The 13,493-nt window shown below is 56.1% G+C and carries 12 protein-coding genes; 3 read left to right on the top strand and 9 right to left on the bottom strand.

Annotated features, from left to right (window positions below; translation table 11 throughout):
- Positions 1–86: 86 nt before the first annotated feature.
- From JQR90_RS17630 to JQR90_RS17595, 8 genes are all read right to left on the bottom strand, one after another.
- Positions 87–2,009, bottom strand: a complete 1,923-nt coding sequence (locus JQR90_RS17630) for a PrkA family serine protein kinase (protein WP_010795981.1) — start codon at positions 2,007–2,009, stop codon at positions 87–89.
- Positions 2,010–2,268: 259 nt separating this feature from the next.
- Positions 2,269–2,595 carry a thiosulfate sulfurtransferase GlpE gene (glpE, locus tag JQR90_RS17625; RefSeq protein WP_010795980.1) on the bottom strand — a complete coding sequence of 109 codons (327 nt, stop codon included), beginning with the start codon at positions 2,593–2,595 and terminating at the stop codon, positions 2,269–2,271.
- Positions 2,596–2,597: 2 nt separating this feature from the next.
- Positions 2,598–3,419: a symmetrical bis(5'-nucleosyl)-tetraphosphatase gene (locus JQR90_RS17620; protein WP_219651593.1), complete on the bottom strand. Its 822-nt coding sequence runs from the start codon at positions 3,417–3,419 to the stop codon at positions 2,598–2,600.
- Positions 3,419–3,799, bottom strand: coding sequence for a Co2+/Mg2+ efflux protein ApaG (apaG, locus tag JQR90_RS17615; protein WP_010795978.1), 381 nt, complete (start codon positions 3,797–3,799; stop codon positions 3,419–3,421). Before apaG ends, JQR90_RS17620 begins: the two co-directional genes overlap by 1 nt.
- A 40-nt stretch (positions 3,800–3,839) precedes the next feature.
- Entirely contained in the window at positions 3,840–4,643 is an 804-nt protein-coding gene (rsmA, locus tag JQR90_RS17610; protein WP_010795977.1) for a 16S rRNA (adenine(1518)-N(6)/adenine(1519)-N(6))-dimethyltransferase RsmA, read from the bottom strand.
- Positions 4,636–5,634 carry a 4-hydroxythreonine-4-phosphate dehydrogenase PdxA gene (gene pdxA, locus JQR90_RS17605; protein WP_037029818.1) on the bottom strand — a complete coding sequence of 333 codons (999 nt, stop codon included), beginning with the start codon at positions 5,632–5,634 and terminating at the stop codon, positions 4,636–4,638. The genes rsmA and pdxA overlap by 8 nt, the downstream gene beginning before the upstream one ends.
- Positions 5,631–6,926 carry a peptidylprolyl isomerase gene (locus JQR90_RS17600; RefSeq protein WP_026004190.1) on the bottom strand — a complete coding sequence of 432 codons (1,296 nt, stop codon included), beginning with the start codon at positions 6,924–6,926 and terminating at the stop codon, positions 5,631–5,633. Before JQR90_RS17600 ends, pdxA begins: the two co-directional genes overlap by 4 nt.
- Positions 6,907–9,726, bottom strand: a complete 2,820-nt coding sequence (locus JQR90_RS17595; protein WP_010795974.1) for an LPS-assembly protein LptD — start codon at positions 9,724–9,726, stop codon at positions 6,907–6,909. Before JQR90_RS17595 ends, JQR90_RS17600 begins: the two co-directional genes overlap by 20 nt.
- Before the next feature lie 125 nt (positions 9,727–9,851).
- Between JQR90_RS17595 and JQR90_RS17590 the strand changes: the two genes are divergently transcribed.
- From JQR90_RS17590 to JQR90_RS17580, 3 genes are read left to right on the top strand one after another with little or no spacing between them, the layout of a single operon-like run.
- Positions 9,852–10,868, top strand: a complete 1,017-nt coding sequence (locus tag JQR90_RS17590; RefSeq protein WP_434140183.1) for an aminoglycoside phosphotransferase family protein — start codon at positions 9,852–9,854, stop codon at positions 10,866–10,868.
- Positions 10,865–11,536 carry an N-acetylmuramate alpha-1-phosphate uridylyltransferase MurU gene (gene murU / locus JQR90_RS17585; protein ID WP_010795972.1) on the top strand — a complete coding sequence of 224 codons (672 nt, stop codon included), beginning with the start codon at positions 10,865–10,867 and terminating at the stop codon, positions 11,534–11,536. The genes JQR90_RS17590 and murU overlap by 4 nt, the downstream gene beginning before the upstream one ends.
- Positions 11,536–12,285, top strand: a complete 750-nt coding sequence (locus tag JQR90_RS17580; protein ID WP_434140182.1) for a DnaJ domain-containing protein — start codon at positions 11,536–11,538, stop codon at positions 12,283–12,285. Before murU ends, JQR90_RS17580 begins: the two co-directional genes overlap by 1 nt.
- On the opposite strand, the gene JQR90_RS17575 is transcribed toward JQR90_RS17580, so the two are convergent.
- Positions 12,282–13,313: an alpha/beta hydrolase family protein gene (locus JQR90_RS17575; RefSeq protein ID WP_434140181.1), complete on the bottom strand. Its 1,032-nt coding sequence runs from the start codon at positions 13,311–13,313 to the stop codon at positions 12,282–12,284. The two genes, JQR90_RS17580 and JQR90_RS17575, sit on opposite strands and share 4 nt — an antisense overlap.
- Positions 13,314–13,493: the final 180 nt, after the last annotated feature.

Raw genomic sequence — 13,493 nt, 5'->3', positions numbered from 1 at the left:
GGCATATTGCGATTTGCCTACCGCCGGACGGGTCACGGCAGAGCACGGTCACGCCGCCTCTGCCTGTGACGATACGACTGCGTTCTTTACTGCGATTTCCGTACCCGCAGATACCACTCGGACAGCAACCGCACTTGCTTCTCGGTATAGCCACGCTCGACCATGCGAGTCACAAAGTCGTTGTGTTTTTGTTGGTCCTCCTTGCTTGCCTTGGCGTTGAAGCTGATAACCGGCAGGAGATCCTCGGTGTTCGAGAACATCTTCTTCTCGATGACCGTACGTAGCTTCTCGTAAGAGAGCCAGCTGGGATTCTTGCCATTGTTATTGGCACGCGCGCGCAGCACAAAGTTGACGATCTCGTTGCGGAAGTCTTTTGGATTGCTGATGCCTGCCGGCTTCTCGATCTTCTCCAGCTCCTCGTTTAGCGCCGCGCGATTGAGAATTTCACCTGTTTCCGGGTCACGGTATTCCTGATCCTGAATCCAGAAATCGGCGTACAACACGTAGCGGTCAAAAATGTTCTGTCCGTATTCGCTGTACGATTCAAGGTAGGCGGTTTGAATCTCCTTGCCGATGAACTCGACATAACGAGGTGCCAGGTATTCCTTGATAAAGCGCATGTAGCGCTCGCGGACTTCTGCCGGAAACTGCTCCTGCTCGATCTGCTGCTCAAGCACATACAGTAAATGAACAGGGTTGGCTGCAATCTCATTGGCATCAAAGTTGAAGACACGGGAAAGAATCTTGAAGGCAAAACGGGTCGACAAACCGTTCATGCCTTCATCGACACCTGCTGTATCGCGATACTCCTGAATCGACTTGGCCTTGGGATCAGTGTCCTTCAGGTTTTCACCGTCGTATACCCGCATCTTAGAGTAGATGTTCGAGTTCTCAGGCTCTTTCAAGCGTGAAAGTACAGAGAACTGCGCCAGCATTTTGAGCGTATCGGGCGCGCAATGAGCTTTGGATAGAGAGCTGTTGATGAGGAGCTTGTCGTAGATCTTCATCTCATCCGAAACACGCAGGCAATACGGGACCTTGACGATGTAGATACGGTCGATGAAGGCCTCGTTATTCTTGTTGTTACGGAAGGTATGCCATTCTGATTCGTTGGAGTGCGCCAGGATGATCCCACTGTAGGGCAGGGCACCCAGACCTTCGGTACTGTTGTAGTTGCCTTCCTGAGTTGCGGTCAGGAGTGGGTGTAGCACCTTGATAGGTGCCTTGAACATTTCCACAAATTCCATCAAGCCTTGGTTGGCTCGGCATAAAGCGCCTGAGTAGCTATAGGCGTCTGCATCGTTTTGCGGATATTCCTCGAGCTTGCGAATGTCGACCTTGCCGACCAGCGCGGAAATGTCCTGGTTGTTCTCATCGCCTGGCTCGGTCTTGGCGATAGCGATCTGGTTAAGGATGGAGGGGTGCAGCTTTACAACACGGAACTTGCTGATATCTCCGCCGAACTCCTGCAATCGCTTGGCTGCCCAAGGCGACATGATGCTGCGCAGATAGTGGCGAGGAATGCCATAGTCCTCTTCAAGAATCTGGCCATCTTCATCAGGATTGAATAGGCCCAGCGGAGATTCAAAGACCGGAGAGTCCTTGATGGCATAAAACGGAACACGCTCGATCAGCTGCTTGAGCTTTTCCGCCAATGACGATTTACCACCCCCTACAGGACCCAAGAGATAAAGGATTTGCTTTTTCTCTTCGAGGCCTTGGGCAGCGTGCCGAAAATACGAAACGATCTGCTCGATGCAATCTTCCATCCCGTGGAAGTCTGCAAAAGCAGGGTAACGACGGATCACCTTGTTGGAAAAGATGCGCGAAAGGCGCGGATCGCTGGCGGTATCTACCAGCTCCGGTTCACCAATAGCCATGAGCATGCGCTCAGCGGCACTGGCATAGGCAGTACGGTCCTTCTTGCAGATCTCAAGATATTCCTGAAGGGAATATTCTTCCTGACGAGTCGCTTCGAAACGCCCCTGGAAGTGACTGAAAATGCTCATGACGTCTCCTCGCTGGATACCCTCGAGCCGGCTGGGATCGGTCGTACGCGTGCACGGAAAACAGCAACAGTCGACGGAGCAACCGTTTGGAATTCCCCCGAACACCTAATGGTCGTACCGATGGCCCGCCGGAAATCCGGCTCCCTGAATGGGAAGGCCTAATCCAAGAATAGTCCGATTATGGAGATGTGGAAGCCCCTCTTTAGACTTATGTGTAACGGGATCGTCAAAAGCGTGTGCTAAGCACTTGAAGGATCAATCAAAACGAGCCGCTTTCCGTCTCGTCGGGATATACGCTTCGCCAGACTTCGAAGCCGCCATCGAGGCTGTAGACTTCACTGAAGCCCTGCTGGGAAAAAAAGGCGGCAGCGCTCTGGCTTGAATGACCGTGATAGCACACGACAACCAGCGGCTGATCCATATCGGCCTGGGCCATGAAGTCGGGCAGGGTCTGGTTATCGATCCGCTGAGAGCCCGCAATATGCAGGGTGGCGTAGCTATGAGGGTCGCGGATATCCACAACTGTTGCGCCACGCTGGCGCAGCTCCAGCGCCTGTTCAGGATCAATGCAGTGAAACTCGCTCATCTTTAGCCTCCTTCCTGGCAGGCGCAACTGTGGCGCTCGCCGGTATCGACATTCATTAAGGTCATTTTGTTGCCCCAGACACAGCCGGTATCCAGCGCAAACACGCCAGGCTCATCGCAGCGGCCTTCAAGTGCCGCCCAATGGCCAAAGATCAGCCGATGCTGACGCGTCAGACGACCAGGATGGCTGAACCAGGGGGCATAGCCGTCAGGCGCACTGCCGGAGGCTTCCTTGGTTTTCAACTCCAGCGTGCCGTCCGGTGCGCAGAAACGCATGCGCGTCAGGTAGTTGGTAATAACACGCCAGCGAGTGGCCCCTTCCAGGCTGTCTTCCCAGAGTGCCGGCTCATTGCCGTACATGCCGTCTATGAATTGTGGAAAGTGCTCATCATCCCGCAGAACAGCTTCTACTTCCTTGGCCAGGGAGAGTGCCTTTTCCAGCGTCCACTGCGGCGGCAGACCAGCATGAACCAAAATCGTATCGCGCGGCTCATCGTAATGAAGAAGCGGCTGCTGGCGAAGCCAAGAGAGCAGCTCGTCGCAGTCTGACGCCTTGAGGATCTTGCGCAGCGTATCGCTTTTCTTCATGCGTTCGGGATGGAGCGAAACCGCCAGAAGATGAAGGTCATGGTTGCCCAGTACGGTGACGATGGATTCCCGCATGTCATACAGGAAACGCAGCGTTTCCAGTGATTGCGGGCCACGGTTGACCAGGTCACCAACCAGCCAGAGACGGTCCTGGGCAGGATCGAAGTCTACTTCTTCGAGCAGGCACTTGAGCGGGTCAAGGCAACCTTGCAAGTCGCCAACGGCATAAAGCGTCATCAGTGTAAGGAACCTGGAACAGCGAGGCGGAAGGGCGCAATAACGGCATCGAAGGTATGGCCGTCACTGGCCTCCATCTGATAACTGCCACGCATACTGCCTACGCGGGTTTCGAGCACCGTACCGCTGCTGTATTGGTGCGTTGCTCCTGGTGCAAGTACAGGCTGTTCGCCTACCACACCAGCACCGCGCACCTCCTGGGTTCGACCATTGCCATCGGTAATGATCCAGTGCCGTGCATGCAGCTGTGCCGGCAGACTGCCCTCATTGGTAATGGTGACGTCATAGGCGAAGGCGAAGCGATTCTGCGCCTCCTGAGACTGCTCCGGCAGGTAGCGTGTGGAAACAGCTACTTTAATGGAATAGCGTGGGTCGGACACTGAGGCTGACCTCTTAAATATTCAGGTTATTCAGATGACCTTAGTTGCTCTGTGGCTGATCTGCCAAGGCATTGGCCAAGCGTACAAAGGCTGCGATATCGAGTTGCTCGGGGCGTAGACCCGGCTCAACGCCGGCAGCCTCGATGGCATCACTGTTCATGAGACCCTTGAGTGTATTGCGCAAGGTCTTGCGGCGCTGATTGAACGCTTCACGTACGACTCGCTCAAGCATCTTTGGATTTTTAGCGGTATACGGACGTTCGGTATGTGGAACAAGGCGCACAATGGCCGAATCCACCTTGGGTGGAGGATTGAATGCACCAGGGCCTACATTGAAAAGGTGCTCAACGCGGCAATGGTATTGAACCATGATTGACAGACGTCCCCAATCGCCGCCGCCTGGCTCTGCTGCCAGCCGCTCGACGACTTCCTTCTGCAGCATGAAGTGCATGTCGGAGATAACGTCTGCATGGTCCAAAAGATGGAAGATCAATGGAGTGGAAATGTTGTAGGGCAGGTTGCCCACGACACGCAGCTTCTCGCCACTAACCAGTTCGGCAAAGTTGAACTTGAGGGCATCACCCTGATGGAGGGTGAACTGAGGGTTCAGGCCAAACTTTAGCTTGAGCAGGGGGATAAGATCCTGGTCAAGCTCTATGACATCCAGCGTTGCGCCACTGGACAGCAGTCCTTCCGTGAGCGCTCCTTGGCCAGGGCCGATTTCCAGCAGATGTTCACCTGCCTTTCCATTGATGGCGCGCAGGATGCGGTGGATGACGCCGGCATCATGAAGAAAATTCTGTCCAAAACGCTTGCGCGCCTTGTGTTGATAAAGCTCAGTCATTGATATGTGTTTCGGCCATTTGATAGGCCGTCTCCAAGGCAACGCTCAGGCTGCCGGTATCGACTTGGCCCGTTCCGGCCAGATCTAGGGCGGTACCATGGTCGACCGATGTACGAATGATCGGCAGGCCTAAGGTAATATTGACCGCGGCACCAAAGCCTTTGTGCTTGAGCACAGGCAGGCCCTGGTCGTGATACATGGCGAGCACGGCGTCGCAGTGATCGAGGTATTTGGGTGTGAATAGTGTATCAGCTGGCAAAGGGCCTATCAGTTCAAGGCCTTCTTCACGCAACTGCTCAAGTGCAGGCTCGATGATCTCGATCTCTTCCCGGCCCAGGTGTCCGCCTTCGCCGGCGTGGGGATTGAGGCCACAGACCAGAATTCGCGGCTTCGGAATACCGAATTTCTCTTGCAGGTCAGCCTGAAGTATCCGCGCTACACGCTGGACACGCTCGCCAGTGATGGCGTCCGCCACTTCACGTAAGGGCAAGTGCGTAGTGACAAGAGCCACGCGCAGGCCCCTTGTTGCCAACATCATGACAACCTGCGGAGTATGGGTCAGGTCGGCAAGGAATTCGGTATGTCCGGAGAACGCAACGCCTGCTTCATTGATCACGCCCTTGTGAACCGGTGCGGTAATCATGCCGGCAAAGTGGCCATTGAGGCAGCCCTGCACGGCCCGAGTCAGGGTTTCCAGAACATAGTGACCATTGGCAGGACTCAATTGGCCAGCCACCACGGGTGCGCCTAGTGGTGTGTCCCATACATAAAGCGCCCCGGCGTTAGTGGGCTCTACAGGCCAGTCAGATGGCGTAACGCTGATAAGGGAAATTGAGAGGCCGAGCTGCTGGGCTCGCTCGGCCAGTAGAGACTGGCTGGCAATAGCAATAAGAGGGTAGGGCTGAGGATGCTGAGCAAGCAGCAGGCAAAGGTCCGGACCGATGCCTGCTGGCTCCCCGGGCGTCAAAGCAAAGCGCTTTGGCCCTGTCACTTTTTGATTTCCACGTAAGCCTCGTCGCGGATCTGGCGCAGCCACAGCTGCAGCTCCTGATCGTACTTGCGGTTACGCAGAAGGTTGAGGGCTTGCTGTTGACGAACCTGCTCGCTGTTGTCCGTAGCACGACGACCCAGGACTTCCAGAATGTGCCAGCCATATTGCGTACGGAAAGGCTGAGACAGCTGGCCAGCAGAGGTGCTGTTCATGACCTCACGGAACTCAGGTACCAGAGACTCCGGGTTGATCCAGTTCAGGTCGCCACCGTTAAGTGCCGAACCGGGATCTTCCGAAAAGCTCTTGGCCAGTTCGGCAAAGTCTTCACCACCCTCGATGCGCTCACGCAGGCGTTCCGCTAGACGACGTGTCTCCTCGTCGCTGCGAATTTCGTTTGGCTTTAGCAGGATATGGCGAACATGAACTTCGTCAACCACCGAGCTTTCGCCGCCACGCTTCTCCTCAACCTTGAGGATGATAATACCGCCCGGTACACGAGCAGGCTCAGTGACGTCACCTGGCTTCATCGAGCTGATCATCTGATCGAAGGGAGGTGGAAGCTGGGCGGCTTTCCGCCAGCCTATCTCACCGCCATCCAAGGCGTTATCGCCAGCCGAGTTGGCAATGGCAAGTTCGCCAAAGTCAGCACCCTGACGAGCCTTGTTATAGATCTGCATGGCCTTTTGGCCAGCAGCCTGGATTTCACTGGAAGAAGCGCTATCTGCCACAGGAATCAGAATATTGGCCAGGCGGTATTCTTCTGATAGCTGAATGCGGCCCAGATCGGAGTTCAGGAAGTTCTGCACTTCCTGCTGACTGATTTGGATGCGCTGGGCTACCTGACGCTGCCGTACGCGACTGATAGTTAACTCACGACGTACCTGGTCGCGAACATCGTCATAGGTCAGGCCATCCTGAGCCAGCGCCTGACGAAACTGAGCCACGCTCAGTCCGTTGCGCTGAGCGATTGTGGCAACCGCCTGGTTTAGCTCGTCTTCCGAGATACGAATGCCGCTACGCTCAGCGATCTGCAGCTGTATGTCTTCCAGAATCAGCCGTTCCAGTACCTGATTTTCTACAGCACTGTCGGGCGGTACTTCGCCGCCCCGCTTGGCAATGTTCTGCTTCACCTCGGTCAGGCGCTGCCTGAGCTGACTCTCCATCACCACATCGTTGTCTACAATGGCAACCACTCGGTCCAGCGGTACCACGGCAGCATGGGCCATTGAGCTGATAGTCAGCGCCACACCTAGAGCAAGTGGGCGCATGGCGTTACATAGCTTGGTCTTCACGTTCACGATAGCCTTGAATGCCTTTATCCAGGAAGCCTTCGGTCTTGCCACCGAAGACGTTGCCGAGCCCTTTCAGGACGATCTGCAGGAAGACGCCGCGGTCAGACTTGGATGTTTGGGAGTTGTAGAAAACATCATCATCCGTATCGACCCAGTAGCGGTTGATCAGACGCAGCTTCCAGCAGCAGCTGTCATATTCGAAGCCGCCAAAGGCCTCGAGTGTACGGCTCTTGTTGTAGTCGAACTGCCAGCGGGCAATGGCGGACCACTGCGGAACGATTGGCCAGATGACAGAGAAATCATGCTGGTCGATCTTGTAATCGTTGCTGTTGTAGGCGAAACGGCCCAGGTTGGGATCATAGACGCGTGTATTGCTTCTGTAGCGATAGCCTGCGTTGACGATCTTCCGGGGATCGTTTTCCGGCTGGTAATGGAACATTACGCTGCCAGAGTCCGTGTGGTTAATGGTCGGATCCCAGTTGAACTCTCCATTGACGCGCCAGTCGCGGTTGAAGCGGTACATACCGGCCAACGCATAAGGCGAGCGCCAGGAGTCAGCTTGAGGATTGTCGACATCCTGACCAAGGCTGCGGGCGTAGGCAATATCATCTTCCGTCAAACCTGGCAGCTGTACGCGGCGGTCGCGGAAGTAGAATAGCTGACCAAAGCTGACATTGGCTCGCTCAAAGCCACTCGGCTCGATGAAGCGGGAGGTTGCACCCAAGGCCAGCTGATTGGCATCGCCAATCCGGTCTCTACCTGTAAAGCGATTATCACGCCACAGGGAGTCATAGCTGAAGGTGTATTCGCTGGTATCGAATACCGGGATGTCATCCTGGTCCTTGTATGGGACATACAAGTACTTGGCACGAGGCTCTAGAGTCTGCTTGCCGCCTTCGCCGAACAGGTTGGAATTACGATCGAAATACAGGCCGCTGTCGATGCTTACGATAGGCACAGAACGGCTTGGGTTATCGTTAAAGCTTTGCAGGCTGGAGCCTACAGATTGACGGCGCCCGCTTGGGTCATTGAATGAAGAGCTAAGGTCACTCTTGCCTTGACTATCCAGATCCAAGTCGTAACGAGTATAGGCGTACCGAACTGAGGGTGTCAGATAGCCCCAGCTAGCATTCATTGGCATTGAAATGCCAGGCTCAGCGTGGATACGATCACCCTCAGCGCGTGAGAGACCGAAAAGATTTACGTCAGGACGATTGCGGATGTTGGTGCGGTTACCGTCATCATCCAGATCGAAATAAGTATCGTCATCCAGACTGCGCTGGAACCGAACAAATTCGGTGCCATAGGTAAACTGCAGGCCGCCTGGGCTGTAAGGCAGGTGTCCATCCAATGTCAGCTGTGGCAGGCGGTTATACGGTGTCACGTCGGATACCGTAGCCATCTGGTAAGCCTGAGCGTTCAAGCGCGCCGTATAGGTATCACCCCGGTACGTCAGCTGGCCCTGCTGGTTGACGTAGGTGGGTTTGCTAATGCCTAGATCGGTATCCAGATCCTGGAAGTAATACGGATCGCTGATCTTGGTGTAGTCGACTTCTGCCAGCCAGCGGGAGTCCAGGCCTGTGCGGTTTTTCCAACCGTACAGCCAGCGCCTGTCCGTTGCTTCCGGCATGCCTTCATGATCGTTTTCCTGATCGTTCAGGTACGCCGCACTGATCTGACCTTCGCTGCTGCGTGTCAGATAACGGAACTCACCTTCCATCATCAGGCCGCGCTTGGTCATGTAGCGTGGGTACAGAGTTGCGTCGTAATTGGGCGCCAGGTTGAAGTAGTAGGGCGTTACGACGGTCAGACCATTATCGCTCGACGAGGCAATGGTCGGCGGCAGGAAGCCTGACTGACGACGATTGTCGATCGGGAAATAAATGAACGGTGTATAGAGGACTGGAAAGTCCTTGACGCGCAAGGTCGCGTTGGTGGCATAGCCCAAGCCGGTCGCCGGGTTCAACGTAACGTTATTGCCCTTGACGGTCCATGAGTTGCTGCCCGGCTCGCATGTCGTATAGGTACCGTCTTTTAGACGGATAATGGCGTCTTCGCCGCGCTTGACGTACAGCGCGCTGCCCCGAATACGGCTCTGGTGCACAACGTATTCGGCGTTATCCACCTGAACGGCGCCGTTGTCGAGTTGCACTTGAGCATTGTCGCCCACCACGAGCATGCCATTGTCACGGAACTTGACGTTACCGTTCAGCTCGCCCCGGTTTTCAGTTCGATGCAGGTTGGCCTCATTCGCCTCGACCTGCATGTGACCTTGCCGCAGGATTACATCACCTGCGAGGGTGGCGGTCTGAGTCTCTTCCTGATAGCGAGACACCTTGGCAGTGACGTACGTCGGCGATTCGCTCATCGGCGTTTTGTCATTCATGCCGGGGCGCTGTGGCTCGACATAGGCGCCCGAGCAGTAGGGGCCTGTTTCCGCCAGCTGCGCTGGGGTCAGCTTTTCACGCGGCACCCAATCCAGATGGCTATAGTCCGCGCTTCGGGAAGCAAGGCCTCGGCCTTCGCTCTCGGTGACCAGCGTCTTCTCCGGCTCTCGGGCGGCTGCGGTCTGCGGGCCATCGCCTGCACTGACAGCCGACTCCGTATGAGCTGGGCGGGGAGGCACATTACTCGTGGCCTCGGTAGTATTACACGCCCAGCCGCCTGTGGCGGAAGGAGCGCAGTTGAACTGCTGGGCTGCCGGAGCAGCAAGAACGGAGGTCAGCGGCTGAAAAGCCAGCAGACTGCCAGTAACCAGCAAGGGAAACTTTCTGCGAAACGCGGGGGATTTCACGGCCATCCTTAAAGTTATCCTGCGCGCCATCGGCCCGGAAACGGACCGCAGGCCTCTCGATGGGCTCAAAAAGATATCGGATAATAAAGCATGACCTGCGCAACGGCTAGGGCCGAGGGAAACCGTTATAAATGTCTGAAGATGTTCGCTTTACCCAACTCTGTCAGTGGCTGGACGCGTGTCTGCCTGAATTGTTCAATAAAAAAGGCTGGGGAGCGCCTGGAGAAGGCGAGCTGACCCCCGCCAGTAGCGATGCAAGTTTTCGTCGTTATTTTCGCTGGGAATGTGACGGCCGTACCCTGATCGTTATGGATGCACCACCTCCACAGGAAGACTGCCGGCCGTTTGTGCATGTGGCCGCGCTACTGGCCGAGGCCGGTGTGCATGTGCCGGAAATCCTGGCTCAGGATATAGAACAGGGCTTTTTACTGCTGGATGATCTGGGGCGGCAAACATACCTTGACGTCCTGACATCCGATAATGCCGACGCGCTTTTTAATGACGCTTTGAATGCGTTATTGACCTATCAGGTTCTTCCGACGGAAGGTCATCTGTCAGAGTACAACCGCGCCCTGTTGGCGCGTGAGCTACAACTATTTCCTGACTGGTATGTCCGCTACGTTCTTGATCATCGCTTCGATGCGGCGCAACAGGACGCGTGGGAGTCGGTCTGTGAGCTGCTGATTGACAGCGCACTGGCGCAGCCGCGCGTCTTGGTGCATCGCGATTACATGCCGCGCAACTTGATGGTCAGTATGCCAAATCCAGGTGTCCTGGATTTTCAGGATGCGGTATACGGCCCCATTACCTATGACGTGACCTGCCTTTTCAAGGATGCCTTCCTGAGTTGGCCGGAGGAGCGTGTCAGAGGGTGGATCGAAACTTACTGGACCCGTGCCCGGCAGCAAGGCTTGCCGGTTGGCGATGATTTTGAAGATTTTTACCGAGCCAGCGACCTGATGGGCGTACAACGACACCTCAAGGTCATCGGGATCTTTGCGCGCATTTGCCATCGAGACGGCAAGCCCAAGTATTTGGCTGACGTGCCGCGTTTCTTCGCCTATATCGAGGCGGTTATCGCGCGGCGCCCTGAACTCGCGCCTTTGAAGGCCTTGCTCGCCGAGCTTCGGGAGGCCTCTACCGTATGAAAGCCATGATTCTTGCAGCAGGGCGTGGGGAGCGGCTTCGCCCGCTTACCTTGCATACCCCGAAGCCTTTGGTTAAAGCATGCGGAGTGCCGTTGATCGAATATCAGATTCGGGCTTTGAAAACGGCTGGCTTCAACGATTTCGTCATCAACCATGCGTGGCTGGGGCGGCAGATAGAAGACTACCTGCAAGATGGCTCGCGGTTAGGCGTCAGTATCGTGTACTCGCCTGAAGGTGAGCCGCTGGAAACCGGCGGGGGCATCTTCAAGGCGCTTCCGCTGTTAGGTAAAGAGCCTTTCCTGGTGGCTAATGGCGATATCTGGACGGATTACGACTATCGGCCGTTACAGCTGACCGCCGGTGATTTAGCGCATCTGATTTTGGTCGATAACCCTCTTCACCACCCAGAAGGGGATTTCTTTTTGAGTAATGGACGCGTGGTTGAAGCTGGCGAGGCTTGCGACAGGTTTACCTACAGCGGTATTGCAATACTGGATCCCGATCTATTTCGCACCTGCGAGGCAGGCGCCTTCAAGTTGGCGCCTGTACTGCGCGCAGCCATTGCAGAAGGGCGCGTCAGCGGAGCGCTGCATACCGGTCGTTGGGTCGATGTAGGGACCCATGAGCGGCTGGCAGAAGTCGAGCAACTGATCGAGGCGAGCGCCTAGTGTTCTGGCCATGGCCTTTAACGCTGTCCGGGGCGCTTACCGGCTGGGCAGCAGCTGATCTTTCTGGAGCATTGCTGGGTGCAATGTTAGGGCATGCGGCCGAGCGTAAGCTGGGACTCACCTCCTGGTCTGCGCTGCGCCTGCGGCTGGGGCAGGTTGGTTTTGAGTATCAGCTCTTGTTTGAACTGCTCGGCCATCTGGCCAAGGCAGGGGGGCAAGTGTCGACGGCACATATTCGCCAGGCTGAAGGTGAAATTAAGCGATTGGGTTTGGACGTTGAGGGCCGCCGCCGTGCAATCGCTGCGTTCAATCAGGGTAAAACGGCAGTTCGCTCGGCTCGTACCCGGCTGGCTGCAGCGGAAAGTCAGGCTGAAATTATCATTCGTGCCTGTTGGCGAATGGTATGGGTGAACGGCAGCGTCCGGCCTGGTGAGCGGGACCTGATCCGGCAATGGGGATTGTGGGCCGGGCTCTCACAAACGCGAGTAGATGAACTGCAGCCCATGCGGTCAGCGAAGAAGCCGCGGGCAAACAATGGCTATAAAGAGGCTTTGGCGCTGCTAGGGGTAAGCGAGAGCAGCGATAGCAAAAGTATCAAGCAAGCCTATCGGCGATTGCTCAGCAGGCATCATCCCGACAAGGTTCAAGGTGCCGGCGCCAATAAATATGTGGTTCAGGAGGCAGCGGAAAAAACCGCTGCCTTGCACGCAGCCTATCGGCTTATCAAAGAACGGCATGGCTTTCGTTAGGGCGCAGGCTGCTCTCCACCGCCTGCCGCTATGTGTGTGCTAAGCCAGCCTCGCACACGACGATACAACTGTTCCTGCTCATTGGAGGGGGCGCCGGGAATCGTCTTTAGGGCAACCTGGGTGTAATCGCTGGCCTGTTCCCGCTTGGCAGCCTGGCGGCGCTGCTGGGCCGAGGCTTGAGCGATCGAAGACTGGTTATGATAGAAGTCGCCTGTTGCTACCTTGAGCTTGGGCACGATTGCATCCAGATTTGAGCCCGAATTAACCGGTGCCTTGCCATCAATGATAATCAAGTGATGAAGCTCGCTGGGTTCTCGTTCAGCGAGGTAGCGAGCTGCCCAATAGGCTCCGGTACCGTGACCGAGCAGAATCACCTGCTTGGAGCCTCGCTGTAGCGCAAAGTCGATTCCGGCCGCCAGTCTAGCCATGACGCCCTCCGCATAGGCATCCTGCAATGCTTTGGCATCCGAGGGCGCTTTGCCTGCTTGTGCGGGTTCGCCACTGCCTATTTCAGCCTGGGTTTCAGGTGTTGGTGCGGTGCCGGTCACACCTTCTACGGGTGTAGGGGACGCACCCTCTGCAGTGGATGCATCGGCATCGGCAGGAGCGGAAGTCGCCCCATTGGCGTTACGCGGCAGTGGAGCCTGGTTTTGCGGGTCGGGCAGAGTCAGACTAAGTGTCTGCCAACCTTCGTCGGGCAATTTTTGCCTGAGTGGGCTGATGGTGTTGGGCCAGTCAGCGGACTCGCCATCGCCCGGTATCAGGACGATCGTTCCCTGAGGCTGGGCAGTATTGGCAGGTTTCCATAACGCCAGGAATTGCTCGTTGCCCGCCGTCAGGGTCTGCTGCTCGCTTTTGGGGAGCGTGCGCTCCAGCGCCTGCGCAGTATCCTGACTGCGTCCAATCGGAGCTGCTCGTTCGGCAGCAGGGGCTGGCGGGGTAGTAGCTTCTTCGGCAGAGGCATTGTTGGCCATGCCAAGAGCAATCAGCAGCAGGGTCTTGTTGAACACACCGGGTCGGCTAAACATGAAGTGCACTTCGTCCTGTCCAGAATGGGCGGAAGACTAATCACCTTTGGTCATGCTGTCATGGGCGATGTCTACCGCGGCACGCAAATAAGAGGCATCTACTTGCACTGACCGCCACAAGCGGCAAGTGTGCCCTGCAAGATGTGCTGTGCAAGACAGCAGCGGGGAGAAATGCCGGTC

Origin of the sequence: Pseudomonas sp. JZ114, assembly GCF_051027705.1 — a bacterium.
GTDB lineage: Bacteria > Pseudomonadota > Gammaproteobacteria > Pseudomonadales > Pseudomonadaceae > Chryseomonas > Chryseomonas luteola.
Note: the sequence above shows the minus strand (reverse complement) of the source record. Positions and strands in the feature narration are given on the sequence as shown.